The following is a 26,717-nucleotide window of genomic DNA, read 5'->3' as shown; positions in this document are numbered from 1 at the left end:
CCCCACGCACAGCGGTCAGAATGGACACGTGACCGACCCGGCCGACCCCGCTGCACCGGGCGCAAACCCAACCCCGAGCGTTGATCTTCTCGCCGATCTGCAGGCGGGTCTGCTCGACGACGACACGGCCGCACGTGTCCGTTGCAGCATCCGCACCGATCCGAAGGCGGCGGCTGCCTGGCAGGCGTTGCAGCAGGTGCGCGACGACGTGGCCGCCGCAGGCGACGCCCCGGCTCCGGACGCTCCACCCGAAGTCTTGGCCAGTGTCTCGGCCGCGCTGAGGTCTCCCGGCGGTTCGCCGCAGGCGACGCACGCGGCCAAGCCGCCGATGCGTCCTGCGCGAGTCGCTGCCGGCCTTGCCGGCCTGTGTGCGGTGGTCGCAGCGGTCGGGGTCGGAACCGCCGCGCTGCTCGACGAGCCGCCGCCGACAACCAGCGTGGGACCAACCGCGGAGCACATCACGATCTCGACGCCCGCGCCGGTCGTCCCGCTCTCCGACGACGAAATCCTCGCGCTGCTGCACCGCGCACCCGACTTCGGAGCGCTCGGCAACGCGTCACAGCGGGCCTCCTGCCTCAGCGGACTCGGCTATCCGGCGTCAATCCAGGTGTTGGGCGCACAGCCGGTCGACATCAACGCCCGGCCCGGCGTGGTGCTCGTCGTGCCGGGCGACACAGCGAACACCGTGGTTGCCTACGCGGTGTCGGTGAACTGCAGCGCCGCCGACACTGGCTTATTGGCCAGCACCACTATCCCCCGCTGAATTTCGGAGTCTCAGGTCACCGAGGTGTCGCGCGTCGCAGCCGGGAACAGCAGTGCCTACGCTGGCGTTCGTACGATTTGAGATCAAGATTCAATCTTGAGCTCGGGTTGAGTTCCCCGAAAGGATTGCATGACCACCACATCTTCTTCCGATGCTCCCGACACCATCCACGATGTGATCGTCGTCGGGTCGGGCCCGGCCGGCTACACGGCGGCGCTTTATACCGCCCGCGCCCAGCTCAAGCCGCTTGTCTTCGAGGGCACCTCGTTCGGCGGCGCGCTGATGACCACCACAGAGGTGGAGAACTACCCGGGCTTCCGCGACGGCATCACCGGACCGGAGTTGATGGACCAGATGCGCGAGCAGGCACTGCGATTCGGCGCCGACCTACGCATGGACGACGTCGAATCGGTGTCGCTGGACGGGCCGGTCAAATCTGTCGTCACCGCCGAAGGTGAGACGTTCCATGCCCGCGCCGTCATTCTGGCGATGGGTGCCGCCGCGCGGTATCTGCACGTGCCCGGGGAGCAGGAACTGCTGGGCCGCGGCGTGAGCTCGTGTGCCACATGCGACGGATTCTTCTTCCGTGATCAGGACATCGCCGTAATCGGCGGCGGTGACTCCGCGATGGAGGAAGCCACCTTCCTGACCCGCTTCGCCCGCAGCGTCACCTTGGTGCACCGCCGCGAAGAGTTCCGGGCTTCGAAAATCATGCTGCAGCGCGCCCAGGACAACGACAAGATCACCATCCTCACCAATAAGGACGTGCTCGGCGTCGACGGCGACGGCACAGTCACCGGACTGCGGTTGCGCGACAAGGTCAGCGGCGAGGAGACCACCCTGCCGGTGACCGGTGTATTCGTCGCGATCGGCCACGAGCCGCGCTCCGTTCTGGTACGCGACGCGGTGGATCTCGACCCGGACGGTTATGTGCTGGTACAAGGGCGCACCACCAGCACCTCACTGGAAGGTGTGTTCGCCGCCGGCGACCTGGTAGACCGCACCTACCGGCAGGCCGTCACCGCCGCGGGCAGTGGCTGCGCCGCCGCGATCGATGCCGAACGATGGCTCGCCGAGCACGAAACGACCGGACACGCCGACAGTACCGACACCCTGATAGGAGCACAGCGATGAGCAGTTCTGCAGAGTCCGCCACGATTGAGGTTTCCGACGCTTCTTTCCCGACGGACGTGTTGTCCAGTGATAAGCCGGTGCTGGTCGACTTCTGGGCGACCTGGTGCGGCCCGTGCAAGATGGTAGCGCCGGTGCTCGAAGAGATCGCGACCGAAAAGGGGGACGACCTCACCATCGCGAAGCTGGATGTGGACGCCAATCCCGAGACGGCGCGCGAATTCCAAGTCGTCTCGATTCCGACCCTGATCCTGTTCAAGGACGGTCAGCCGGTGAAGCGGATTGTCGGCGCCAAGGGCAAGGCTGCCTTGTTGCGCGAGCTTTCCGACGCTGTTCCCAATCTGGCCTAGATCGGTCTCGGGACCGATCTAGGGGCCGGGCCGCGCATCGATCCGACCATGGCGGCCCGGCTACTGACCGACCCGACCCGCCGGCCCAGACCCGTTGCCGAAACGAGTCCGCGATCGGCCTGCGGTTTTCCCGATATTGGCAAACATCTGAGACAATAAGAATTAACTGTGCTGCAGGTGGCAGCGAAGTCAATTAGTCCCGGAGGGCCCTTGGTATGCCGAGTCAGCGCCGCGAAGACGGCGACGCGCTGCGCTGTGGCGACCGCGGAGCTGCTGTCACCGAGATCCGAGCGGCGTTGGCCGCGCTCGGAATGTCGGATAACCCCGACGAAGACCTGAGCACCGGTCGGCACGTCGCTCTTGACGTATTCGACGCCGACCTCGACTACTCGGTCCGTGCCTTCCAACAGCACCGTGGGTTGCTGGTGGACGGCATCGTTGGCGAAGCGACTTACCGCGCCCTGAAGGAAGCTTCCTACCGGCTTGGTGCCCGCACGTTGTACCACCAATTCGGCGCCCCGCTTTACGGTGACGATGTCGCGACACTGCAGGCCCGGCTACAAGACCTCGGTTTCTACACCGGTTTGGTCGACGGGCATTTCGGGTTGCAGACGCACAACGCGTTGATGTCGTATCAACGCGAATACGGACTCTCCGCCGACGGCATCTGCGGCCCAGAGACGTTGCGCTCCTTGTACTTCCTGAGTTCGCGCGTCAGTGGTGGTTCGCCGCACGCGATTCGCGAAGAAGAGTTGGTCCGCCGCTCCGGGCCCAAACTGTCGGGCAAGCGGATCATCATCGATCCGGGCCGCGGCGGCAGCGACCACGGTTTGATCACTCAAGGTCCCGAGGGACCGATCAGTGAAGCAGACGTGCTGTGGGACTTGGCAAGTCGGCTGGAAGGCCGGATGACCGCGATCGGCATGGAGACCTTCCTCTCCCGCCCGACCAACCGCAGCCCCTCGGATGCCGAACGGGCTGCCATCGCCAATTCCGTTGGCGCGGACCTGATGATCAGCCTGCGTTGCGAAAACCAGACCGCCGCTGCGGCGAATGGGGTGGCTTCCTTCCATTTCGGCAACTCGCACGGTTCGGTGTCGACCATCGGCCGCAACCTTGCCGACTTCATTCAGCGAGAAGTGGTCGCTCGCACTGGGTTACAGGATTGTCGGGTCCACGGCCGGACATGGGATCTGCTGCGACTGACCAGGATGCCCACCGTCCAGGTCGACGTCGGCTACATAACCAATACGGGCGACCGCGAGATGCTGGTTGCCACGCAAAACCGTGATGCGATCGCCGAAGGAATTCTCGCCGCCGTCAAGCGTCTGTACCTGTTGGGAAAGAACGACCGGCCCACCGGCACATTCACTTTCGCGGAACTACTCGCTCATGAGTTGTCGGTAGAGCGAGCCAGCAGGATTAGCGGCTCCTAGTACTTCCGCCTTCGGGCGTCGAAATCCCCTGCCGCCGAAACGTTTAACGCGTCGCTGGCCGTCCCGGCCCCTGCCGGAGTCGCCCCCACCGGTTGCTGCAGTTGAGCGTTCTCCAGCAGGCGCTCCAGCGCCGACTCAACTTCTGCCTTCCAACCCAGGCCCTTGTCGAGCTCCAAGCGCAGGCGCGGGAAGTAGTGGTGCGGTGCGACCACCACGAAACCTGCGTCGATCAAGAAATCGGCGTCGATGATGCAATGCTCGACCGAGCAGTCCCCGAGCGCTTCCAGCACCGGCTGGATGTCAGCGGCTATCGGGGCCTGCAACTCGGTGGCCGCCGACGTGCGGCCGAATGCTTCCAGTGCCCGCACGCCGCGTCGCACCATCTCATCGATCACTCGGGTAATGAGGCTGTGCGACAAATCGGCCATGTCCTCCGGTGCGGCCTGCCCACGGTCTATACCCATTGATGTCAACAGCACGGCGTCCGCGGAGACGGGTCCGGTGGGAAATCGATGGGCCCGGGGCACCGCGCGCGGCGGCGCGTAAAAGATGTATCCGAGACACGGTGGTTCGGCGTGACCGCGCTCGTCGGGGATCGTCGTCGCGATCTGGCCGCACGGACCCCATTCCAGCATCACCATCGACAGCCACGCTTCTTTTTCGAATTCAGGGTCAGCGAGGTGGTCATCCTTGCCGAGGGTTGCCGGGTCGACCTCCCAGAAGACGCAGCGGCGCGCGTGCTTGGGAAGCTGCTCGAAGGCCTCGAGTAGCAGCGGTGTGATCCGAGCTGACACTAGTCTCCTAGCCTCCGTGCCTTGATCATGGCCATGGCCTCATTCCTCCGCGGCGCTGCGTCTACTGGGAGGCCGGCTCGCGACGTCGCAAGGCGATCCCGGGAGCGTTGCACTCCCCTGCCGTCCGTGCCTCGCGAGATTGCGAGGCGATAAAAGCTACCCGGCCCTTCCCCGGGATGAAGCGCACCGGCAACCCCTCCAGAATAGGAGAGTTTGCGGCTGTCCGGCCAGTGTTGGCCCGGCCACTGGAGTTTCCCCGTCGGCCCGCTCTTCAACCCTCCGAGCGGCGGCCAGAAATTGCCTTCGAATGGCTTCTTCATTGTCGAATTAACTTGCCGCACATCAGATCTCCGTTGTTTCACGGCGACGGGGCCGGGTCTGTTTCCGGTCCCAAACCAGCTCAGTGTCACAGTGACGTAATTACAGCGTATGTCTGGTCCTACCCGCTCAGACCTTATTTACGGTCATTAAATCGATAATTCGCTGCAGGTCGTCGACGGACCCGAACTCCACCACGATCTTGCCTTTTCGTTTGCCGAGAGCGACCGTGACGCGCGTATCGAAGGTATTCGACAGCTTCTCAGCAACGTCTTGCAGACCTGGCATCTGGATCGGCTTGCGGCGCGCCGGCGGCGGCGTCAGCGGGTCAGCACGGTTGGCCATGGTGACTGCTTCTTCGGTGGCTCGCACCGAAAGTCCCTCTGCGATGATCCGGCTCGCCAGCTCTTCCTGTGCATCCGGCCCGGCATTCAGCGACAACAGTGCACGGGCATGGCCGGCCGAGAGCACGCCCGCGGCGACTCGGCGCTGGACGGGGATCGGCAGCTTGAGTAGCCGGATCATATTGGTGATCAGCGGTCGCGATCGCCCGATCCGGGCCGCCAGTTCGTCGTGAGTAACACCGAACTCGTCGAGCAACTGCTGATAGGCCGCCGCTTCTTCCAACGGGTTCAGCTGTACGCGATGGATATTTTCCAGCAGCGCGTCGCGCAGCAGATTGTCGTCGCCAGTTTCGCGAACGATGGACGGGATGGTCGCCAGACCCGCTTCCTGGGCTGCCCGCCATCTCCGCTCGCCCATCACGATCTGGTACCGGGCTCCCCCAGGCGAGGCGGGGACGGCGCGTACGACGATCGGCTGTAACAGGCCGAATTCACGGATGGAGTGCACCAATTCCGACAGCGCTTCGTCATCGAACACCTGGCGTGGCTGGCGCGGGTTCGGTTCAATGTCCGCCGGCGCGATCTCTCGGTACACCGCCCCCATTGCCGCGGCGTCCGGGAGCGGCCCCCCGATCACCACATCAGCCGCGGCCGAACCCATCCGCGGGCCGAATGCCGCTGGTCCCGACTCACCATCGACCGGGCCGGTGGGAATCAACGAGGCCAGGCCTCGGCCCAACCCACCCTTCCTGCGTGACGGCTGCGTCATGGTTATGCCTTCCCGGCTGTTGGACGATCGCGCTCGACGAGCTCGCGGCTGGCGTCGAGATAACTCATCGCTCCACGCGATCCGGGATCGTAATCGATGATCGTCATGCTGTAGCCTGGCGCCTCCGATACCTTGACGCTGCGCGGGATGACCGTCCGCAGCACGCGGTCTCCGAAATAACGCCGAACCTCCTCGGCGACTTGATCGGCCAGCTTGGTGCGCCCGTCGTACATGGTGAGCAGGACGGTGGTGACATCGAGTTGTGGGTTCAAGTGCGCCTTCACCATCTCGATGTTGCGCATCAGCTGCGATACACCCTCCAACGCGTAGTACTCACACTGGATGGGGATCAGCACCTCGGGTGCGGCAACAAGCGCATTGATGGTGAGCAGGCCCAATGACGGTGGGCAGTCGACGAAGACGTAGTCGAAGTCGAAGTCGTCCAACTGGGCGAGGGCGTTGCGTAACCGATTCTCCCGCGCCACCATGCTGACCAATTCGATCTCAGCCCCGGCCAGGTCGATTGTCGCCGGCACGCAGAACAGCCGGTCACTGTGCGGGCTCTGGCGCAGGGCGTCTCGCAACGAGACCTCGCCGATGAGCACCTCGTAGGAAGACGGTGTGCCGGATTGGCGGTCAGCAATACCTAGTGCGGTACTCGCGTTTCCCTGGGGATCCAGATCGATCACGAGTGCCTTGAGTCCCTGCACAGCAAGCGCGGCCGCGAGATTGACCGCGGTTGTTGTCTTACCTACCCCGCCTTTCTGGTTAGCGATGGTGAACAGGCGGCGCTGACCTGGTCGCTTGAGCGGGTCGTGAGCGGTGTGTAGAACCCTCATCGCACGTTCGGCAGCTGCGCCGATAGGGGTGTCGAACTCGTTCGATGTTTCACGTGAAACATTCACCCTGGGATTGTGCGCCCCCGTAGCCGAGGCCGCTACCCGGCGCGCTGGGGACCGACCCGAGCCCGCCCGATGCCGGTGCGTACCCGCGTCGTCAGGTTGCTGTTCCGCCTGACTGTCACCAGCCACCGGGGTCCTCCGATCGATCTCCTCACCGCCTTCCGGGGAAGGAGACTCTCCCTTTGCAGTACTGCGGATGAACCTCATAGCGCTCCCCTACTTGCGATTCTGTTGTGCCGAGGCCGTGTGGCACGGCGTGCAACCACGGCGGTCGCCGGATGGTCTAGGCAATCCACGCCACAGGACACCACCCGGATATCTACTGCGCCGACCGCAGCCATAGCGCGCCGGTGTTCGTTGACTTCGTCGGGGGCACGCTCCCCCTTCATGGCGACCATCTGCCCGTCCTGCCTCAGCAACGGCATACTCCACTTCGTCAGCTTGTCCAAGGCCGCGACCGCCCGGGATACCGCCGCGTCACTACCGCCAAGACGCTCCCGCACGGGCTTCTCCTCGGCACGACCCCGCAACACCTCGACCGGCAAGCCGAGGGCTGCCACTACTTCGAGCAGAAAATCACTCCGGCGCAACATCGGCTCAAGCAGGAATACTTCCAGGTCCGGGCGAGCGATTGCCAACGGCAGCCCAGGAAGCCCAGAGCCACTGCCGATGTCCACGACGCGGGAGCCCTCATCAAGCAACTCACCTATCACGGCGGAATTCAGCACGTGACGATCCCACAATCGGTCAACTTCTCGAGGCCCGAGCAGTCCTCGCTCGACTCCGTCCGTAGCGAGGATCTCGGCGTACTGCACCGCGAGATCAAGCCGGTCCCCGAAGATCACTGCAGCCGCCCTCGGCATGGTGGGCGCGCCAGGGTCGACGATCCTCGGCGGCGCTGGTTCGGGGCTTCCTATTGGCAGCTTCTGGGGATCGCTCGGATCGCCATGTTTCACGTGAAACATCCCTCCGCTCCCAGGCGCCGCCAACTGAACCCGCTAGAACTACAAACCTGTAACTCGACCGATCACGGCCTCGTCAGGGTTGGGTTCCAGGGTCAGTCACGCAAGACGACGACGCGCCGAGTCGGCTCCACGCCCTCGCTCTCGCTATGCACACCCGAAACCGCCGCGACAGCGTCGTGCACAATCTTGCGCTCGAACGGAGTCATCGGCGACAGCGCCTCACGCTCGCCTGTCTCGGCGACCCTGCGTGCAACCTTGTCACCCAGTGCGGCCAACTCCTCACGCCGCCGACGGCGCCAGCTCGCGATGTCGAGCATCAGTCGACTGCGCACGCCGGTCTTCTGGTGCACAGCCAGCCGGGTCAGTTCCTGCAACGCGTCGAGCACCTCACCGCCGCGGCCCACCAACTTGTTCAGGTCGTCGCTTCCGTCGATACTCACCACCGCACGGTTACCTTCGACGTCCAAGTCGATGTCACCGTCGAAGTCCAACAGATCCAGCAGCTCTTCCAGATAGTCGCCGGCTATCTCACCCTCGGCGACCAAACGGTCTTCCAGGTCGTCACCCTCTTCACCAGGACCCTCGGACTCTTCGTCTGGCGTGGCCGTCACGTCAGCCTCCGAGTCAAGCTCTGTGGTGTCAGCGTCCGTCATGGCTTTCTCTCCCCTCATCCACGGGTTGGTATTCGCGGCGCTGGCGCCGCGCTGTCTTGCTGTGTCGTTCCCCAGGCGTTACGGACTAGCCTGCGAGCTCCGGCAAGTTCTGCGCGCAAACTAGCGTTTGCGCTTCTTTGGTCTGGCACCCGGTCGCGGCGTGCGGCCCGGCCCGTTGTTCCCGCTCCCGGTATTGGTCTTGCTCACCGGAGCCTGTGCGGCGCTGCCCGGCTTGCCGTCCACCGCAATATCCCCGCCATCGGTCGCATCGACGTCCAGCGGAACCGAAGACTCGTCGTCTGCCGAAGAACCGTTCCCTGTCGCCGAGGCCGGTTTGGAACTGCGCTTGGGCTTGACACCCGGCGCGGGTGCATTCGCCGCCCGCCGCGCGAGTATCTCCTGCTTCTTAGCTTCGTCCTCTTTTTCGATCATCCCGAACACGTAGTGCTGCTGACCGAAGGTCCAGATGTTGTTGGCGAACCAATACAAGATGATCGCCAACGGAAGGAATGGACCACCGACGACCACGCCCAACGGGAACACGTACAGGGCCAACTTGTTCATCATCGCCGTCTGCGGGTTCGCCGCAGCTTCCGCACTCTGTCGTGCCACCGAGGCACGACTGTTGAAGTACGTCGCGACGCCGGCCAGGATCATCACCGGCACACAGACCAGGATCACCGCCGTGCGGTCGAAATGGGTGAATGCGTCCAACCCTCCCTGCTGGGTGATGGACGCACCGATCGGTGCGCCGAACAGGTTGGCGTCCAGGAAATGCCCGACATCAGTGGGCGTGAAGACGTAGTTACCGGTAGCGCGGTTCTGGGCGACCGACAGCTGCTGCTGGCCGATGCCTCCGGTCGTCCGGTTGAAGGACCTCAATACGTGATACAGCCCCAGGAAAACCGGAATCTGCGCCAACATCGGCAGGCATCCCAGAATGGGGTTGAAGCCATGCTCGCGCTGTAGCTTCTGCATCTCGACCGCCATCCGCTGGCGGTCCTTGCCGTACTTCTTCTGCAGCGCCTTGATCTGTGGCTGCAATTCCTGCATCTGCCGCGTGGTGCGAATCTGTCGGACGAAGGGTTTGTACAGCAGCGCACGCAGAGAGAACACCAGGAACATCACCGACAGCGCCCAGGCGAAGAAATTGTCCGGGCCCAGCACGAAGGCGAACGCCTTGTACCAAACCCACATGATCCACGACACCGGGTAGTAGATGAAGTCCAAGCTGAAGAAATCAAACAAAAGATTCACTCTCCCCTTGCTCTGCCGGATGATCGCGGACGACTCCGGGCAGGACATCAACATGGACCCGACATGGGTGACGCTCCGGGATGGGGTCCCATCCTCCCTCGTGCCAAGGCCCGCACTTGGCCAGCCTGGCCACCGCCAACCAGCCTCCCCGAACAACTCCGTACTCGGTGAGGGCATCGACGGCGTATTGACTACAGGTAGGAACGAACCGGCACGATGCCGGCCGCAACGGAGACACCATGTGTCGATAGAGCTGAATCAGGTAGATCAGCGCGCGCGCCAACGGAGTGCCAACCCTGCTCGCGTAGCGAACCGCTTGGACAGGGCTACACACCGACGCGTTCACCGGTCGGCACCGGCCAGCTCGAACGCCCGACGGAGGCCGCTTCTCAACTGCTGCTCCAACCACGCCGATGACACGTGCCGACTACTCGGCAGTGCACGGATGACCACCCGATCATGCGGATGCAGACCTTCCAGGAGCGGCCGGGTCACATGCCTGAGTCGCCGAGCCACGCGATGTCGTTCCACCGCAGAACCCACCCGCTTCGCAATGATCAGCCCGACACGCGGTCCTTGGCTGTCTTCGTGCTGATTCGACCGGCGGACATGAACGACGACATCGGGTTGCACCATGCGCATTCCGTACTTCACTGTCGCGTCAAAGTCCGTCGATCGCCTCATACGGTTGCGTGCAGAAAGCACCGCTGGGGAACCCGACGTTGCGATCAGGCAGTTAAAGCGCGGCGACCCTTGCCACGGCGCCCGGACACAATGGCCCGCCCCGCGCGGGTACGCATCCGCAACCGGAAACCGTGAACGCGGGCTCGACGCCGGTTGTTCGGCTGGAAGGTCCGCTTTCCCTTGGCCACGGCGTTCTCCTCGCTGTGTTTGGCACAACCATCCAACCGCTACTGAACCGTTGGTCGGTGGTGTTTCTCGCTAGCTGGCCGGCGCGTTCTCCGGGGCTTATCCGGGTCGCAGCCGTATCGCCGACTTTCGGGCGACTGTTTGAGGGTACTGATGAGGCTTGCCCTGGTCAAACCTCGCCCGCAACACTAGACCCAGCCGGGGCCGCGTCCGAGGTGAAAATCGTCGTCTGCCGACCACATTTGAGCCTCGTCACGAGCACGGACAACGCTGAAATGGATACGGGAGAACTGTTGGCAGCCGCACCGAAAACTGTTAGCTTCGGGCGGTGTAGTCTCCAAGCCGATTCGTACTTGGAAACTCTGTCGACATCAAAGCGAGGATGGCTGATCCACTAGCTGACCGGACAACCTCGAAGTTGTCCCCAGCACGGAGATCGCGAACCGTTGCCACTAGGCTTCGGCCCGTTATCGACCGTCCTGTCCACATCTGTGGATAACTATGTGGACAGCTATTCCGTAGCCAACAAAAATGATGTGGTTCGACCGTCGGAATAGGGAGATACGTCGTTGACCGATGACCCCGGTTCCGGATTCGCAACGGTATGGAACTCGGTCGTCGCCGAACTCAACGGTGAGACCGGCAACGGCCCCACACTCACCGCTCCGCTAACTCCCCAGCAAAGAGCTTGGTTGAATCTCGTGCAACCCCTCACCATCGTCGAGGGGTTTGCTCTGCTGTCGGTGCCGAGCGTATTCGTGCAAAACGAGATCGAACGTCATCTGCGCACGCCCATCACCGATGCCCTCAGCCGGCGGCTCGGACAACAGATCCAACTGGGCGTACGCATCGCGCCTCCGCCAGCTGAAAACGACAGCACCTACCCCCAGGCCGACACACTGGCCGCGGTCGACGAACCCGAACCGAACGATCCCCCAGACAACGATGCGCACCGTGACCCCGGCCCCGGGCAGAGTTGGCCGACGTATTTCAACGCGCGTCCCACCACCACCGACACCTCGGCCGCAAGCGGAACCAGCCTCAACCGGCGCTACACGTTCGACACTTTTGTCATCGGTTCGTCCAACCGGTTCGCGCATGCCGCCACCCTGGCGATCGCCGAAGCACCGGCCCGCGCCTACAACCCGCTTTTCATCTGGGGCGAGTCCGGTCTGGGTAAGACACACCTATTGCATGCGGCCGGCAACTACGCGCAGCGCCTCTTCCCCGGCATGCGGGTTAAATACGTCTCCACCGAAGAATTCACCAACGACTTCATCAACTCGTTGCGCGACGACCGCAAGGTTTCGTTCAAGCGCAGTTACCGCGACGTCGACGTACTGCTGGTCGATGACATCCAGTTCATCGAAGGCAAGGACGGTATTCAGGAAGAGTTCTTCCATACCTTCAACACGCTGCACAACGCGAACAAGCAGATCGTCATCTCATCCGACCGGCCGCCCAAACAGCTGGCCACCCTCGAGGACCGCCTGCGCACCCGGTTCGAGTGGGGTCTGATCACCGATGTGCAGCCGCCCGACCTCGAGACGCGCATCGCCATCCTGCGCAAGAAGGCACAGGTCGAACGTCTGGCAGTGCCCGACGACGTGTTGGAACTCATCGCCAGCAGCATCGAGCGCAACATCCGCGAACTCGAAGGCGCACTCATCCGGGTCACCGCATTCGCCTCGCTGAACAAGACGCCCATCGACAAATCGCTCGCCGAGATCGTGCTGCGCGACCTGATCGCCGACGCGAGCGGCATGCAGATCAGTGCAGCCACGATCATGGCTGCCACCGCCGAGTATTTCGACACGACGGTCGAAGAGTTACGTGGGCCGGGTAAGGCCCGTCCACTTGCGCAGTCGCGGCAGATTGCTATGTATCTGTGCCGCGAACTCACCGACCTCTCACTGCCCAAGATCGGCCAGGCATTCGGCCGCGACCACACCACCGTGATGTACGCAGAACGCAAGATTCGTGGCGAGATGGCCGAGCGACGAGAGATCTTCGACAACGTCAAAGAGCTCACTACACGGATCCGTCAGCGCTCCAAGCGCTGAATCCCCCATATTCCGCACCGCTCTTCTGTCAGCTTGGCTGATTTTTGGAAAAAACTTGCCTCCCTCGAGTCACACCGGCACCACCATCGGCGTGTGGGTAGCACTGTGTACAAACCACACAAACTCACGTGGAGTACGAGTTGTCCCGTGCAGATCTGTCATTCATCCCCAGACCATCAAGCCGGTTCACACAACCGTCGGCACTGTGATGCACAACCACATCAGCCCCCTAGCAGCGGCAAGACCCGGTTGTCCCCAGATTGCACAACCCCTAATACTGTTATTGAGATCTCTTCGAAGAATTTTTCTTGAAGAACAACCCTGGGGACATCCCCTCACTCAGGGCCCGCTGACCGACCACGGGCTGGGCTTGTCCCCGTCAACGAGTGGCTTTCAAGTTTGCGTTAGAAGCTCTACGGTTGTAGTTCGACTGTCGTTGCGGCCGTCTCGTGGCGAAAAGTTCTGCCACCGACGTTCGTCATGGCGAGTCCCCCGACGACTGGCACGGGGAGCCGGCTCATAGGATTCGAAGTCACTGGTAGGTGAAGGGACGCAATGGACGCGGCTACGACACGGGCTGTCACCGACTTGAAGTTCCGATTGGTGCGGGAGTCCTTCGCCGACGCGGTGACATGGGTGGCCAAAAACTTGCCGTCCAGGCCGACGGTGCCGGTGCTGTCCGGTGTATTGCTGACCGGATCCGATGAAGGCCTGACAATCTCCGGATTCGATTACGAGGTTTCGGCCGAAGTGCAGGTTGCTGCCGAAATAGCCTCCCCGGGAAGCGTTTTGGTATCCGGTCGGTTGCTTTCCGACATCACCCGGGCACTGCCCAACAAGCCCGTCGATTTCTACGTCGACGGCAATCGCGTCGCTCTGACCTGCGGAAGCGCCCGTTTTTCGTTGCCGACGATGGCTGTCGAGGATTACCCGACACTGCCGACATTGCCACAGGAAACCGGCACTCTGCCTGCGGAGTTGTTCTCCGAAGCCATCGGGCAGGTCGCAATCGCGGCCGGCCGGGATGACACCCTGCCGATGCTGACCGGAATCCGCGTCGAGATTTCCGGCGAGACTGTCGTTTTGGCAGCGACCGACCGGTTCCGCCTGGCGGTTCGGGAGTTGACCTGGTCCGCACTGACTCCGGACATCGAGGCGTCGGTGTTGGTGCCGGCGAAGACCTTGGCGGAAGCTGCAAAAGCCAGCACCGACGGGTCTGAAGTTCGGTTGTCGCTGGGCGCCGGGGCGGGAGTCGGGAAAGACGGTCTGCTCGGCATCAGTGGCAACGGAAAACGCAGCACCACCCGACTGCTGGACGCGGAGTTCCCGAAGTTCCGGCAGTTGCTCCCGGCCGAACACACTGCGGTCGCAACCATCAACGTGGCTGAGTTGACCGAAGCGATCAAGCTGGTCGCTCTGGTGGCCGAGCGCGGCGCGCAAGTCCGGATGGAATTCGCCGACGGAATGCTGCGACTGTCCGCCGGCGCCGATGACGTCGGGCGGGCCGAAGAGGATCTCGCCGTGGATTACGCGGGCGAACCGTTGACGATCGCCTTCAACCCGACCTACCTCACCGACGGTCTGAGTTCGCTGCATTCCGAGCGGGTGTCATTCGGCTTCACGACACCGGGTAAGCCCGCACTGCTGCGCCCGGCATCCGCCGATGACGCGGTTCCGAGCGGAAGTGGGCCCTTCCCCGCTGTGCCGACGGATTACGTGTACCTGTTGATGCCGGTGCGGCTGCCGGGCTGAGCGCCCGGGCCCCCGAAATAGGTGCGAGTAGGTGTACGTCCGGCATTTGGCCTTGCGTGATTTTAGGTCCTGGTCACGGGTCGAACTCGACTTGCAACCCGGCCGTACCGTATTCGTCGGCCGCAATGGCTTCGGTAAGACCAATCTGCTTGAGGCGCTGTGGTATTCGACGAATTTGGGTTCGCACCGGGTCGGGACCGATGCGCCGCTTATCCGGGCGGGTGCCGATCGCGCGGTGGTGTCGACGATCGTGGTCAGCGAAGGCCGGGAATGCGCCGTCGACCTCGAGATCGCGGCGGGTCGGGCCAACAAGGCGCGGCTGAACCGTTCGCCGGTGCGCAGCACGCGCGAAATCGTCGGTGTGTTGCGGGCAGTGTTGTTCGCTCCGGAAGATCTGGCCCTGGTCCGCGGAGATCCCGCGGAACGGCGTCGCTATCTCGACGAATTGGCCACATTGCGGCGGCCGCTCATCGCGGCGGTGCGCGCCGAGTACGACAAAGTGCTTCGGCAGCGCACCGCGTTGTTGAAATCGCTGGTTAGCGCCCGTTTTCGTGGTGACCGGGGTGCGTTGGAGACCCTCGACGTGTGGGACAGTCGGCTGGCCGAGTATGGCGCCCAGCTGATGGCGGCGCGGATAGATCTGATCAAGCAACTGGCACCTGAAGTGGAGAAGTCCTACCAACTTTTGGCACCGCAATCACGCTCGGCGACGATCAGTTATCGCGCCAGCACCGACGCTGTGGTGCCCGGCGCGCAGGAAGCGACCGATCAGGACGCATTAGAAGTCACACTCTTGAGCGCCTTGGCCGTGCGCCGGAACGCTGAACTCGAACGCGGAGTCTGTCTGGTCGGTCCACATCGTGATGACCTGGAGCTGCGCTTGGGCGATCAACCCGCCAAAGGCTTTGCCAGTCACGGTGAATCGTGGTCATTCGCGGTGGCGCTGCGGTTGGCGGCGTACGAACTCCTTCGCACTGACGGCAGTGAGCCGGTGTTGTTGTTGGATGATGTGTTCGCCGAACTGGACACCAAGCGGCGGCGTGCGTTGGCAACGGTGGCCGAATCGGCGGAGCAGGTGCTGGTAACTGCCGCGGTGGTGGAAGACATCCCAGACGGATGGGACGCCGTACGGGTGCCTATCGAACTGCGCGACAGTGATTCCGGTCCGGTCTCGGAGGTGCAGGTGTGAAAGAGGATGAAGGCTCGGCGACCCCGGAGGCCGCACCGGCTCCTGAGCAGCTACGCGGTATCGATCTGGTCAGACGTACCTTGGAAGACGCCCGCGCCGAGGCACGGGCGCGGGGACAAGAGCCAGGCCGAGGCCGCGCTGCCCCGATCGCCGGGCGGCGCGTGGCAGGTCAGCGACGACGCTGGTCGGGTCCGGGTCCCGACGTACGGGATCCGCAACCGTTAGGACGGCTGACGCACGATGTTGCGAAACAACAGGGCTGGACGGCGCACGTTGCTGAAGGAATGGTGTTCGGTCAGTGGGCGTCGGTCGTCGGCGGTGACATCGCCGAGCATGCGACTCCGCAGGCACTCAACGACGGGGTGCTCAGCGTGAGCGCCGAGTCGACTGCCTGGGCGACTCAACTGCGCCTCATGCAGGGCCAACTTCTGGCGAAGATCGCCGCCGCCGTCGGCAACGGCGTGGTGAAGTCGCTGAAGATCACCGGGCCGGCAAAGCCGTCCTGGCGAAAAGGACCGAAACATATCGGCGGCCGAGGGCCTCGCGATACCTACGGTTGACGGGTGTCGGCCGGCTGGCCCGGGGCCAAAATCACCACCGTCTCAGAGCCGCCAGAAGCTCACGGACTTCGATCTGGAACGTCAGGACGCGACCGCGGCGAAGAAATTAAGCGCACGGCGCGGATAGAAGGGTAGAAACGCGCCCACAAAATCGGTGCTGACAGTGCGTCACGGTAGAGTGGACGAATGCGACCGTTGCGGTGACTGAACCGCTCGCATGCCAACCCCAAGGAGAGCATTCCGACCGTGGCTGCCCAGAAGAAGAAAGAACAGAACGAATACGGCGCTTCAGCGATCACCGTTCTCGAGGGACTCGAGGCCGTCCGCAAACGCCCGGGCATGTACATCGGCTCCACCGGTGAGCGTGGTTTGCACCACCTCATCTGGGAGGTGGTGGACAACTCGGTGGACGAGGCGATGGCCGGCTACGCGACCAAGGTCGATGTGCGGTTGCTTGACGACGGCAGCGTGGAAGTCGCCGACGACGGGCGCGGTATCCCGGTGGCGATGCACTCCACCGGAGCGCCGACCGTGGATGTGGTGATGACCCAGCTGCACGCCGGTGGCAAGTTCGGCGGCGAAAACAGTGGCTACACCGTCAGCGGTGGCTTGCACGGAGTCGGCGTATCCGTGGTCAACGCGTTGTCGAAGCGGCTGGAGGTCGACATCAAACGTGACGGCCACGAGTGGTCTCAGGTCTATGACCGCGCGGTGCCAGGCACCCTCAAGCAAGGCGAGGCCACCAGGAAGACCGGAACCACCATCAGGTTCTGGGCTGATTCTGACATCTTCGAAACCACCCAATACGACTTCGAGACGGTGGCCCGTCGTCTGCAGGAGATGGCCTTCCTCAACAAGGGGCTCACGATCACCCTGACCGACGACCGGGTAGAGAAGGACGAGGTCGTCGACGAGGTCGTCAGCGACACCGCCGAGGCACCGAAGTCGGCGGAAGAGAAAGCGGCCGAATCCAAAGCGCCGCATAAGGTTAAGCAACGCACCTTCCAATATCCCGGTGGTCTGGTCGATTTTGTCAAGCACATCAACCGCACCAAAAGCCCGATCCAGCAGAGCGTCATCGACTTCGAGGGCAAAGGCGTCGGACACGAGGTCGAGATCGCGATGCAGTGGAACGGCGGGTATTCGGAGTCGGTACACACCTTCGCCAACACGATCAACACACACGAGGGCGGAACCCACGAAGAAGGTTTTCGCAGCGCACTGACCTCGGTGGTGAACAAATACGCCAAAGACAAGAAGCTGCTGAAAGAAAAGGACCCGAACCTCACCGGTGACGACATCCGGGAAGGCTTGGCAGCTGTGATCTCGGTGAAGGTCGCCGAGCCGCAGTTCGAGGGTCAGACCAAGACGAAACTCGGTAATACCGAGGTCAAGTCGTTCGTGCAGAAGGTGTGCAACGAGCAACTCCAGCACTGGTTCGAGGCAAATCCCTCGGAGGCCAAGACCGTCATCAACAAGGCGGTCTCTTCCGCGCAAGCCCGAATTGCGGCGCGTAAGGCCCGAGAGTTGGTGCGCCGCAAGAGTGCAACCGACCTCGGCGGTCTGCCGGGGAAGTTGGCTGACTGCCGCTCGACCGATCCGCAAAAGTCTGAAGTGTATGTGGTGGAGGGTGACTCGGCGGGTGGCTCCGCCAAGAGTGGCCGCGATTCGATGTTCCAGGCGATTCTTCCGTTGCGCGGCAAGATCATCAACGTGGAGAAGGCTCGGATCGACCGGGTACTGAAGAACACCGAAGTCCAGGCGATCATCACCGCATTGGGCACCGGGATTCATGACGAGTTCGATATCACCAAGCTCCGCTATCACAAGATCGTGCTGATGGCCGACGCCGACGTTGACGGACAACACATTTCGACGCTTTTGTTGACCCTATTGTTCCGATTCATGCGTCCGCTCATCGAGAACGGACACGTATTTCTGGCACAGCCCCCGCTGTACAAGCTGAAGTGGCAGCGCAGTGAACCCGAATTCGCCTACTCCGACCGTGAGCGCGACGGGCTGCTCAAGCAGGGGCTCGAATCGGGCCGAAAGATCAATAAGGAAGACGGCATCCAGCGCTATAAGGGCCTCGGTGAGATGGACGCCAAAGAATTGTGGGAAACCACAATGGACCCGGCGGTGCGGGTGTTGCGTCAAATCACGCTCGACGATGCGGCATCCGCAGACGAGTTGTTCTCCATTCTGATGGGTGAGGATGTCGAAGCGCGCCGCAGCTTTATCACACGTAATGCCAAAGACGTTCGCTTCCTGGATGTTTGACCGAAGAAGACGTGTAATCAGCCCGCGTTCGATTTAGCAAACAAGCAACGACGAGGAACTCATGACAGACACGACGCTGCCACCTGGTGACGACCCGGTCGACCGGATCGAACCGGTCGACATTCAGCAGGAAATGCAGCGCAGCTATATCGATTACGCGATGAGCGTGATCGTCGGCCGCGCGTTGCCCGAAGTGCGGGACGGTCTCAAGCCGGTGCACCGCCGGGTGCTGTATGCGATGTACGACTCCGGCTTCCGGCCGGACCGCAGTCACGCGAAATCGGCCCGCTCGGTCGCCGAGACGATGGGCAACTATCACCCGCACGGTGACGCATCGATCTACGACACCTTGGTGCGGATGGCCCAGCCCTGGTCGCTGCGTTACCCATTGGTCGACGGTCAGGGCAACTTCGGTTCACCGGGTAACGACCCACCAGCCGCCATGCGGTACTGCGTTACCGGGGACGCACTGGTGCGCTTGCCGTTTGGTCAGTCGGTGCGTATCGGTGAGGTAATTCCAGGCGTCTCACCGAACTCGGACAACGACCTTGATCTCAAGGTTCTCGATAGGCACGGCAACCCGGTGTCCGCCAATCGCCTTTTCCACTCAGGCGAGCACCAGACGTACACCGTGTGCACGGCCGAAGGCTACTCGGTAACCGGCACCTCTAACCATCCCCTACTGTGCCTGGTTGATGTCGGCGGCGTACCCACATTGCTTTGGAAGCTCGTCGAGGAAATTCGTCCGGGCGACTGTGTAGTAATGCAGCGCACTCCCCCGACGGAGTTCGCGTCGGCGGACTGGCATCCCACGATGGAAGCACTCTTGCTGGGCGCCTTCATCAGTGAGGGGTTCGTTTCAGAGCAGCGCGCCGGGTTCAACAACCTCGACCGTGATTATTTCGACATGGTCGTCGCCGCTTACGATTCGGTTGTTGGCGGCAAGCGCTACGTGTCGTCGAGGACTATCGCTTCTGGTTCGTTATTGCACGAACTGGACATCCACAACCTGTCGGAGCTCAATGAGACACGACTGGGCGATTTGTGTGGACAACGGTCCGCGCAAAAGGCAGTGCCGAGTTGGCTTATGCAGTCCCCGGCCGCCGTAAAACGCGCCTTCCTCCAGGCTCTGTTTGAAGGTGACGGATCTTGCTCGAGGCTGCCGCGTAACACAATTCAGATCTCGTACTCCACCCGCAGCAGGCAATTGGCCGTTGACGTACAGCAATTGCTGCTGGAGCTCGGCGTCGTGTCGAAGCGATATCTGCATGCCTCCGGTGAGCACAAGGTTGTCGTCACCAACCGTGCGCAGGCAGAACTGTTCGCGTCAAACGTCGGCTTCGGTGGTGCGAAGCAAGCCAAGTTAGTGGCGATCCTTGGCGCCATGCCGTCCTGTGCCGGCATGGATAGCGACCACGTTCCCGGATTGGCAGCTTTCATCCGCAAGCACGCGGGCGGGTGCTGGGCTGACCGTGACTGGCTGAACCGCCACAATGTCGACCGCATTCAACGTTGGCGCACCAACGGCGAGGAGATCCTTTCGCGCATAGCTAATTCCGACGTGCGCGCGATTGCAACTGATCTAACTGATGGCCGCTTCTACTACGCCAAAGTCGCTTCCGTCACCGAGGCTGGTGTGCAACCGGTGTACAGCCTGCGCGTCGACACCGAGGACCACGCCTTCCTCACCAATGGATTTGTCAGCCATAACACCGAAGCTCGGCTGACGCCTCTGGCGATGGAGATGCTGCGCGAAATCGACGAGGAGACAGTCGATTTCATTCCCAACTACGACGGCCGGGTGCAAGAGCCGACCGTTCTGCCCAGCCGGTTCCCCAACCTGCTGGCCAACGGTTCGGGCGGTATCGCGGTGGGCATGGCCACCAACATTCCGCCACACAACTTGCGTGAGCTCGCCGAAGCGGTGTTCTGGTGTCTGGAGAATTACGACGCCGACGAAGAGGCCACACTGGAAGCTTGCATGGAGCGGGTCAAAGGACCCGACTTCCCGACGCACGGCTTGATCGTCGGCTCCCAGGGCATCATCGATGCGTATAAGACCGGCCGCGGCTCGGTCCGGATGCGTGGAGTTGTTGAAGTAGAAGAAGATTCGCGCGGCCGCACCTCACTGGTGATCACCGAGTTGCCGTACCAGGTGAATCACGACAACTTCATCACCTCGATTGCCGACCAGGTTCGCGACGGCAGGCTGGGCGGCATCTCGAACATCGAGGACCAGTCCAGCGATCGGGTTGGTCTTCGGATCGTCGTCGAGGTCAAGCGCGACGCGGTGGCGAAGGTGGTGTTGAACAACCTCTACAAGCACACCCAGCTGCAGACCAGCTTCGGCGCCAACATGCTGTCCATCGTCGACGGGGTGCCGCGCACGCTGCGCCTCGATCAGATGATCCGGTACTACGTCGAGCACCAACTCGACGTCATCATCCGGCGCACCACCTACAGGTTGCGAAAGGCCAACGAGCGCGCCCACATTCTGCGCGGTTTAGTTAAGGCGCTGGATGCACTGGACGAAGTCATCGCGTTGATTCGTGCATCGCAGACCGTCGACATCGCGCGCCAGGGCTTGATCGAACTCCTCGACATCGACGAGATCCAGGCCCAGGCAATCCTGGACATGCAGTTGCGCCGCCTGGCCGCCCTGGAACGCCAGCGCATCGTCGACGATCTGGCCAAGATCGAAGCCGAAATCGCCGACCTCGAAGACATTCTCGCCAAACCCGAACGCCAGCGCGGCATCGTCCGCGACGAACTCGGCGAGATCGTCGAGAAGTATGGCGACGACCGTCGTACCCGGATCATTCCGGCCGATGGCGACGTGAGCGACGAGGACCTGATCGCCCGCGAAGAGGTCGTCGTGACGATCACCGAAACCGGCTACGCCAAGCGCACGAAGACCGATCTGTACCGCAGCCAGAAACGCGGCGGCAAGGGGGTGCAAGGTGCAGGGCTCAAGCAGGACGACATCGTCCGGCACTTCTTCGTCTGTTCAACGCACGACTGGATTCTGTTCTTCACCACGCAGGGCCGGGTGTATCGGGCCAAGGCTTACGAACTGCCCGAAGCGTCTCGCACCGCGCGCGGTCAGCACGTGGCGAACCTGCTGGCCTTCCAGCCCGAGGAGCGCATCGCCCAGGTCATTCAGATCCAGAGCTACGAAGACGCGCCATATCTGGTGCTCGCTACCCGCAACGGCTTGGTGAAGAAGTCAAAGCTGACCGACTTCGACTCGAACCGTTCGGGCGGGATCGTGGCGGTCAACCTGCGTGGCGAAGACGAGTTGGTCGGTGCGGTGCTCTGTTCGGCCGAGGAGGACCTGCTCCTGGTGTCGGCCAACGGTCAGTCCATCAGGTTCTCCGCCACGGACGAGGCGCTGCGTCCGATGGGTCGCGCCACGTCCGGTGTGCAGGGCATGCGGTTCAACGCCGACGACCGGCTGCTATCGCTGAATGTGGTCCGCGAAGGGACCTATCTGCTGGTGGCAACGTCCGGCGGCTACGCCAAGCGCACGAATATCGAGGAATATCCGGTGCAGGGCCGCGGCGGCAAGGGCGTCTTGACGGTGATGTACGACCGCCGGCGCGGCAGGCTGGTCGGGGCGTTGATCGTCGATGAGGACAGCGAGTTGTACGCCATCACCTCGGTGGGCGGAGTCATCCGCACCACGGCGCGCCAAGTCCGCAGAGCGGGACGGCAGACCAAGGGCGTCCGGTTGATGAACCTGGGCGAGGGTGACACGTTGCTGGCCATCGCGCGCAACGCCGAGGAGAGCGCTGAGGCTGAAGAAGGCGAGGAGTAGGTGGGCGTCCCCGGGGTGAGGACACGGGCGGTGGATCGTCGCCCGCCGAACCCGGCATACACTCAGCTACCTGAGCACACATGTAAGGAGCCGGGGTGACTTCACCGAACGACCCGGGCGCGTCTAGTCAGGGCGACAACCCGAATGGCGATGGAGCGGCTGACCGTGCCGGTTCGCACCGAGCGGCGACCGGCCCCGGCCGCCTGCCGGATACCGCAGACTCGCCGCCGTGGCAGCGTGGTGGCGGCCGGCCGTCATCGCAGCCAGGACAGCGGGCTGCTGCGGCCGACCCGCCCACCGACGTTCGACCGCCGAGCGGTTCGGACGCCCGGCTGAACCGCTTCATCACGGGCACGGCAGCACCGCAGGCCCTCCAGGCCGAACCGTCGGCCGGGCGCGCCGAAAACCCGCCCGCCGAGGCGTACGCCAGCGAGTTACCGGACCTGTCGGGTCCGATGCCGCGGGCGACGCTGCGCAAGGCGCCCGAGCGGCCGGCGGAGACACCGGCACCTTCGGGGACAGCCCGCGCAGCCGCCAGTGAATCCCGGGAATCGCGTGAGTCGTCGCGGCCCCAGGTAGCGACCCGCCGTGGCCGTGGCCCGGTCCGGGCCAGCATGCAGATCCGGCGCATCGACCCGTGGAGCACGCTGAAGGTGTCGCTGCTGCTGTCGGTAGCGCTGTTCTTCGTGTGGATGATCGCCGTGGCGTTCCTGTACCTGGTGCTCGGTGGCATGGGCGTGTGGGCCAAGTTGAACAGCAATGTCGGCGACCTGCTGAACAACACCAGTGGCAACAGCGGCGAACTCGTCTCGAGTGGAACGATCTTCGGTGGGGCGGTCCTGATCGGTTTGGTCAACATCGTCTTGATGACGGCGATGGCGACTATCGCCGCATTCGTCTACAACTTGACGACCGATTTGATCGGCGGCATCGAAGTGACCTTGGCCGATCGGGACTAGGTTCTCCACACGTTTTGGGAGTCGGGCAATCTGTGCGGTAATCTCGGCGCTCGGCCGTATCCCAATTACGGGCCTATAGCTCAGGTGGTTAGAGCGCTTCGCTGATAACGAAGAGGTCGGAGGTTCGAGTCCTCCTAGGCCCACGACATGTGCCCGTCAAGACGTCGTGTGAGGTTCGCGTTGCCGCTGGCAGCGGCAGTTGCCGTAGGCGCGGCAACTGCGGCGGTGGCTCGTTCCCGCCGCGGCGTTGAAGTTTGGCACGTGGCGCCCGATCTGACCCTTGGTCGCACTATCGATGGCCAGGATGATCGAGAACACCAAGAGGGGCCTTAGCTCAGTTGGTAGAGCACCGCCTTTGCAAGGCGGGTGTCAGGGGTTCGATTCCCCTAGGCTCCACGGATGTGATGAGTCGCGTCATCGGTTACAGATGAGTCGCGTCATGGGTTACAGATTCCCGGCCATCGGCCGGGGTTTTTCTGTTCGTTGCGCCAGTAGTTTTTGTCGGGGTTGATGGTGGGGCTGCTCAGGACGTGGTAGCCGGTTTTGCTCAGGACTGTGACGGTATTGTCGGCGACCAGGATGAGTACGGGTGTGTGGGCGTGGGCTCGGCATCGGCCGCGCCCACGCCTTGGGGTTGGTGGGTCGTGGTCCACTGTGGGCGAATTCGGTTGGGGTGAGCGTGCGGTGGGCGGAGTGGGGCCGGTTGGCGTTGTAGTCGATTCTCCAGTCTTCGATGATGACCGGGGCTTCTCGTAGGGAGTCGAAGCGCAGGAGTTGAGCGGCTCGTCGCGCAGTCGGCCGGGCAACGACTCGATCCAGGCGTTCTGCCACGGGGATCCGGGATCGATGAGCAGCGAGCCGGTGCCGTTGAATCGGTACCAGTCGTTGACGGCGTGGGCGATGAACTCGGGTCCGTTGTCGAACCGCACGTAGGCCGGTGTGCCATACATCAGGGCCAGGCGGTCCAGGACGTCAACAACGCCGTCGGCGTTGATGGCTCGGTCGATTTCGATCGCCAGGGCTTCGCGGGTGAACTCATCGATCGCGTTGAGCATCTTCAACGTTCGGCCGTGCGCGGTGGTGTCGAACTGGAAGTCCATCGCCCAGATCATGTTCGGCCGGATCGGGCACATCGCCCCGACCGGGGCACCTATGCTGGTCAAGCGTTTCTTCCTGTGGCGCTGCGGAACTCGCCGGCCCTCCTCGCGCCACAGGCGGCGGATGCGTTTGTTGTTGACGTTCCAGCCAGCTCGCCGTGCGATCGCGGCGCGGCGCCATCCCCAGCGGGGCCGCTCGGTGGAGAACGCGCGCAGCCAAGCCCACAACTCGGTCTTCTCATCGCTGATCGGCGGTGGTGCAAACGCATGGTGGAACGGTGGATGCCGACCACCGAACAGATGTTAAGGGCCTGGTTGGTGACCAGCTTTTTGAGCGGGGCGTTCTCGGCCTCGAGTTCCTTGAGGCGCTTGGCGTCGCTGGCCTTCATCCCGCTGTACTGGGCGACCCAGCGATGCCAGGTTGACTCGGTGATCTCGAGGTGGCGACACACTTCGCTGAGTCCCTGCCCGGTTCCGAGGAGTTTGTTGTCCTCGGCGAGCTTGCGGATGATCTGATCCGGCGTGTGCCGCCGGCGCTTGTTTGCCATGTCGTCGTCGATTCTTCCTGCCCGAACACCCGGGAATCAGGGTCGCACAACGACTGGACCACTACGAGGGGCTCACCTCAACGCCCCGACGGTGGATCCGCATCTGCGTCGGGTCCTGGCTGTCCCCGAGGAGGATGTGTGACTTGCCTTCTGCAGGTTGTCGGTCGTAGTAGGGGGAGGCCTCAGACTGACTCAGTACAGTCCGGCCATCCGCGAGGTACGGCTTACCGACCGCCCTTGTGCTTAGCGGGAGGCGATCTCGGCTCCGCTTCGGCTCGCCTGTGCCTCGGTCGCGCTGTCCTGGCCGCGGCGAAGGAGCGCGAACGCTGCCAGGACCGCGGCGAGCATCGCGTAACCCAATGCCACCTCAGGGTTCGCCGCCCAGGCGACCTGGCCGGCGTGGATCAGACCGATCCAACTCAGCACCGCACCAACCGCGGCTGCGACGGCCGACGCGCAGAACCGGTGGCTCAACAGGAACGCAACTATCGAGCCGAGCACCATGCCGGCCAGCACTGCGCCGTCGCCCATCACCTTCAGGCCGTGGTAGACGAGCCCCGCGTTTGTGAGCGCGTCGTCGCCGACTTGCTGTGCGGTGGTGCCGGCGGCCGCCAGCGCGTTGTCCATTAACCCGGTCCCCCAGGATGCCAGATTGGGCAGCATGGCCGCGACGACTGCTGCTGCCTGGATCTTAGGCACTGACTGGAACGCCTGCGCCCCGATCAGCAGCCCGACGTAGAGCAGTATCGGCACAATCGCCGGGGTCGGCAGTAAGGTGGCCAGCACCCCGAACAGGCCGACGAAACACAACACCGCGATCAATACCCCGCTAGCCATCGAGTACATGCTGCGTCCGCCAGCCGCCTTCCACCCTGGGTGCCCGATGTAGACGGCGGGTGGAAAGGGTGATCCGAGACCTGCGCCGACAACCGCGCCCAGACCGTCAGCCAGCAACACGCTGCGCAGGTCAAAGTTGTCCCCGGCGGCTGCGGCACTCTCCACGTTGCTCATTGCCTCGGCGAGGTTGTAGACCCCGAGCGGGATTGCGGTGGCCAGCAGCGGAGCGAGGTCACTCAACCCGTTTAGCAGCATGTTGACGTGACACCCTGGTAGTGCGACGGCGATGTCGCTGACCGCCGCACCGACGTCTGGCACCGACAGATACCCGCCGATCCAGCCGATCGCAGTACCGACTAGCAGCGCGGCCGGCACGATTGGGATCCCGCCGGGCAACCGGATGTTGGTGAAGAAGCCGACGAGAATGATGCCTAGGACTGGCAGGCCAATCCACGCTGCGTCCCAGATTTGACCGGCCGGGCGCATCGATATGAAGGTCAGCGAGATGCCAGCTAGGGTGCCTAGCATCGCTGCGCGGGGTGTGCGGTTACGGATGAGCGGCCCGACGAAGGCCCCGATGACAACAATGATTCCTATCACGAATGCCCACCCCAGGCCCGCCTCCCACGCATGGATCGGGTTACCGGTGGCCAGCAAAATCGGCAGCATGATGACGAAGACCACGATAAACATGTGTGGGACGCTCGGGCCGTAGGGGAGGGCCGTGACGTCCATGCGCTGCTCGCGTCGGGCAATCCGCCGGGCCAGCACTGCGTAGTAAACGTTGCCAACCAGCATGGCCAACCCGAGGGCGGGCAAGATCGTGCCGAGCACATCGGCTGACGGCACATGGACGACGAAGAGCAGAAGAGATGCCAGGGTGAGCACGTTCACCAGGATGTTGAAGGCGAGGCCGAAGAAGGCGTTCATTTCGCCCTTCGTCCACAGCGGCAGGGCCAGGTTGGCTGAGGACGGCTTGTTGAAGCTTGGCAGGTTCATGGCAGGTCCTAACAGGAAGATGACGAGCACGGAGGGACAGGGCGGACGCTGCAGAACGACATGG

Annotated in this window: 21 protein-coding genes, 2 tRNA genes and 1 pseudogene; 13 read left to right on the top strand and 11 right to left on the bottom strand. The window is 63.1% G+C overall.

All coding sequences use genetic code 11. The annotated features are described in order from the left end of the window. Window positions 1–28 precede the first annotated feature (28 nt). The 4 genes from ACZY1I_RS24380 to ACZY1I_RS24365 all read left to right on the top strand — a co-directional run bounded on the left by ACZY1I_RS24380 (window position 29) and on the right by ACZY1I_RS24365 (window position 3,680). A complete protein-coding gene (locus tag ACZY1I_RS24380; protein ID WP_463758372.1) occupies window positions 29–763 on the top strand; it encodes a hypothetical protein in 735 nt (244 codons plus the stop codon). A 129-nt stretch (window positions 764–892) separates the two neighbouring features. After that, entirely contained in the window at window positions 893–1,897 is a 1,005-nt protein-coding gene (gene trxB, locus ACZY1I_RS24375) for a thioredoxin-disulfide reductase (protein WP_463758369.1), read from the top strand. Then, window positions 1,894–2,244, top strand: a complete 351-nt coding sequence (trxA, locus tag ACZY1I_RS24370) for a thioredoxin (protein WP_463758366.1) — start codon at window positions 1,894–1,896, stop codon at window positions 2,242–2,244. The genes trxB and trxA overlap by 4 nt, the downstream gene beginning before the upstream one ends. Window positions 2,245–2,459: 215 nt before the next feature. Further along, window positions 2,460–3,680, top strand: a complete 1,221-nt coding sequence (locus tag ACZY1I_RS24365) for an N-acetylmuramoyl-L-alanine amidase (protein WP_463758364.1) — start codon at window positions 2,460–2,462, stop codon at window positions 3,678–3,680. Here the strand turns inward: ACZY1I_RS24365 and ACZY1I_RS24360 are convergent. The 9 genes from ACZY1I_RS24360 to rpmH all read right to left on the bottom strand — a co-directional run bounded on the left by ACZY1I_RS24360 (window position 3,677) and on the right by rpmH (window position 10,554). After that, a complete protein-coding gene (locus ACZY1I_RS24360; RefSeq protein ID WP_463758361.1) occupies window positions 3,677–4,474 on the bottom strand; it encodes an acetyltransferase in 798 nt (265 codons plus the stop codon). The genes ACZY1I_RS24365 and ACZY1I_RS24360 overlap by 4 nt on opposite strands. A 447-nt stretch (window positions 4,475–4,921) precedes the next feature. After that, window positions 4,922–5,905: a ParB/RepB/Spo0J family partition protein gene (locus ACZY1I_RS24355; protein WP_463758359.1), complete on the bottom strand. Its 984-nt coding sequence runs from the start codon at window positions 5,903–5,905 to the stop codon at window positions 4,922–4,924. Between the two features lie 2 nt (window positions 5,906–5,907). Then, complete coding sequence (locus tag ACZY1I_RS24350) at window positions 5,908–6,810, bottom strand: ParA family protein (protein ID WP_463758356.1); 903 nt, start codon at window positions 6,808–6,810, stop codon at window positions 5,908–5,910. A 200-nt stretch (window positions 6,811–7,010) separates the two neighbouring features. Next, a complete protein-coding gene (gene rsmG / locus ACZY1I_RS24345) occupies window positions 7,011–7,772 on the bottom strand; it encodes a 16S rRNA (guanine(527)-N(7))-methyltransferase RsmG (protein WP_463758353.1) in 762 nt (253 codons plus the stop codon). Window positions 7,773–7,864: 92 nt separating this feature from the next. Continuing rightward, window positions 7,865–8,425, bottom strand: a complete 561-nt coding sequence (locus ACZY1I_RS24340; protein ID WP_463758351.1) for a Jag family protein — start codon at window positions 8,423–8,425, stop codon at window positions 7,865–7,867. Between the two features lie 120 nt (window positions 8,426–8,545). Then, complete coding sequence (gene yidC / locus ACZY1I_RS24335) at window positions 8,546–9,682, bottom strand: membrane protein insertase YidC (RefSeq protein ID WP_463758349.1); 1,137 nt, start codon at window positions 9,680–9,682, stop codon at window positions 8,546–8,548. Further along, window positions 9,666–9,923, bottom strand: coding sequence for a membrane protein insertion efficiency factor YidD (gene yidD / locus ACZY1I_RS24330; RefSeq protein WP_463758578.1), 258 nt, complete (start codon window positions 9,921–9,923; stop codon window positions 9,666–9,668). Before yidD ends, yidC begins: the two co-directional genes overlap by 17 nt. A 101-nt stretch (window positions 9,924–10,024) precedes the next feature. Then, window positions 10,025–10,387, bottom strand: a complete 363-nt coding sequence (gene rnpA, locus ACZY1I_RS24325; protein WP_463758346.1) for a ribonuclease P protein component — start codon at window positions 10,385–10,387, stop codon at window positions 10,025–10,027. Between the two features lie 23 nt (window positions 10,388–10,410). After that, window positions 10,411–10,554: a 50S ribosomal protein L34 gene (gene rpmH / locus ACZY1I_RS24320; protein ID WP_463758342.1), complete on the bottom strand. Its 144-nt coding sequence runs from the start codon at window positions 10,552–10,554 to the stop codon at window positions 10,411–10,413. Between the two features lie 567 nt (window positions 10,555–11,121). Here rpmH and dnaA point away from each other — a divergent pair. The 9 genes from dnaA to ACZY1I_RS24275 all read left to right on the top strand — a co-directional run bounded on the left by dnaA (window position 11,122) and on the right by ACZY1I_RS24275 (window position 23,568). Then, on the top strand, window positions 11,122–12,615 hold the full coding sequence (gene dnaA, locus ACZY1I_RS24315; protein ID WP_463758338.1) for a chromosomal replication initiator protein DnaA: 1,494 nt from the start codon (window positions 11,122–11,124) through the stop codon (window positions 12,613–12,615). Window positions 12,616–13,170: 555 nt separating this feature from the next. Further along, window positions 13,171–14,367 carry a DNA polymerase III subunit beta gene (dnaN, locus tag ACZY1I_RS24310; RefSeq protein ID WP_463758334.1) on the top strand — a complete coding sequence of 399 codons (1,197 nt, stop codon included), beginning with the start codon at window positions 13,171–13,173 and terminating at the stop codon, window positions 14,365–14,367. 31 nt (window positions 14,368–14,398) lie between these two features. After that, complete coding sequence (gene recF / locus ACZY1I_RS24305; protein WP_463758331.1) at window positions 14,399–15,556, top strand: DNA replication/repair protein RecF; 1,158 nt, start codon at window positions 14,399–14,401, stop codon at window positions 15,554–15,556. Beyond that, a complete protein-coding gene (locus tag ACZY1I_RS24300) occupies window positions 15,553–16,116 on the top strand; it encodes a DUF721 family protein (protein WP_463758328.1) in 564 nt (187 codons plus the stop codon). Before recF ends, ACZY1I_RS24300 begins: the two co-directional genes overlap by 4 nt. Before the next feature lie 246 nt (window positions 16,117–16,362). Beyond that, window positions 16,363–18,396, top strand: a complete 2,034-nt coding sequence (gyrB, locus tag ACZY1I_RS24295; RefSeq protein WP_463758325.1) for a DNA topoisomerase (ATP-hydrolyzing) subunit B — start codon at window positions 16,363–16,365, stop codon at window positions 18,394–18,396. Between the two features lie 61 nt (window positions 18,397–18,457). Then, entirely contained in the window at window positions 18,458–22,213 is a 3,756-nt protein-coding gene (gyrA, locus tag ACZY1I_RS24290) for an intein-containing DNA gyrase subunit A (RefSeq protein ID WP_463758323.1), read from the top strand. A gap of 95 nt (window positions 22,214–22,308) precedes the next feature. Continuing rightward, the gene (locus tag ACZY1I_RS24285; RefSeq protein ID WP_463758321.1) at window positions 22,309–23,172 is read left to right on the top strand and encodes a DUF3566 domain-containing protein; all 864 of its coding nucleotides are present in this window, start codon (window positions 22,309–22,311) and stop codon (window positions 23,170–23,172) included. Between the two features lie 69 nt (window positions 23,173–23,241). Then, window positions 23,242–23,315: transfer RNA gene (locus ACZY1I_RS24280), tRNA-Ile, on the top strand. Between the two features lie 180 nt (window positions 23,316–23,495). After that, window positions 23,496–23,568: transfer RNA gene (locus ACZY1I_RS24275), tRNA-Ala, on the top strand. 232 nt (window positions 23,569–23,800) lie between these two features. Here ACZY1I_RS24275 and ACZY1I_RS24270 read toward each other — a convergent pair. Together ACZY1I_RS24270 and ACZY1I_RS24265 are read right to left on the bottom strand one after the other, a co-directional pair. Beyond that, window positions 23,801–24,817 (bottom strand): annotated as a pseudogene (locus tag ACZY1I_RS24270) (IS3 family transposase); the annotation flags it as partial. A gap of 243 nt (window positions 24,818–25,060) precedes the next feature. Continuing rightward, a complete protein-coding gene (locus ACZY1I_RS24265) occupies window positions 25,061–26,653 on the bottom strand; it encodes a SulP family inorganic anion transporter (RefSeq protein ID WP_463758319.1) in 1,593 nt (530 codons plus the stop codon). Between the last annotated feature and the right edge of the window lie 64 nt (window positions 26,654–26,717).

This window comes from Mycobacterium sp. IDUB_37 (assembly GCF_055419245.1).
The sequence above is the reverse complement of the archived record's forward strand: the minus strand, read 5'-3'. Positions and strand labels throughout refer to the sequence as shown.

Bases quoted from the DNA above. Each gene is read 5' to 3' on its own strand.
- gyrA (WP_463758323.1), top strand. From the start codon at position 18,458: ATGACAGACACGACGCTGCCACCTGGTGACGACCCGGTCGACCGGATC.
- ACZY1I_RS24365 (WP_463758364.1), top strand. From the start codon at position 2,460: ATGCCGAGTCAGCGCCGCGAAGACGGCGACGCGCTGCGCTGTGGCGAC.
- ACZY1I_RS24265 (WP_463758319.1), bottom strand. From the start codon at position 26,653: ATGAACCTGCCAAGCTTCAACAAGCCGTCCTCAGCCAACCTGGCCCTG.
- rsmG (WP_463758353.1), bottom strand. From the start codon at position 7,772: ATGTTTCACGTGAAACATGGCGATCCGAGCGATCCCCAGAAGCTGCCA.
- ACZY1I_RS24340 (WP_463758351.1), bottom strand. From the start codon at position 8,425: ATGACGGACGCTGACACCACAGAGCTTGACTCGGAGGCTGACGTGACG.
- yidD (WP_463758578.1), bottom strand. From the start codon at position 9,923: ATGGTGTCTCCGTTGCGGCCGGCATCGTGCCGGTTCGTTCCTACCTGT.
- ACZY1I_RS24355 (WP_463758359.1), bottom strand. From the start codon at position 5,905: ATGACGCAGCCGTCACGCAGGAAGGGTGGGTTGGGCCGAGGCCTGGCC.
- trxA (WP_463758366.1), top strand. From the start codon at position 1,894: ATGAGCAGTTCTGCAGAGTCCGCCACGATTGAGGTTTCCGACGCTTCT.
- dnaN (WP_463758334.1), top strand. From the start codon at position 13,171: ATGGACGCGGCTACGACACGGGCTGTCACCGACTTGAAGTTCCGATTG.
- trxB (WP_463758369.1), top strand. From the start codon at position 893: ATGACCACCACATCTTCTTCCGATGCTCCCGACACCATCCACGATGTG.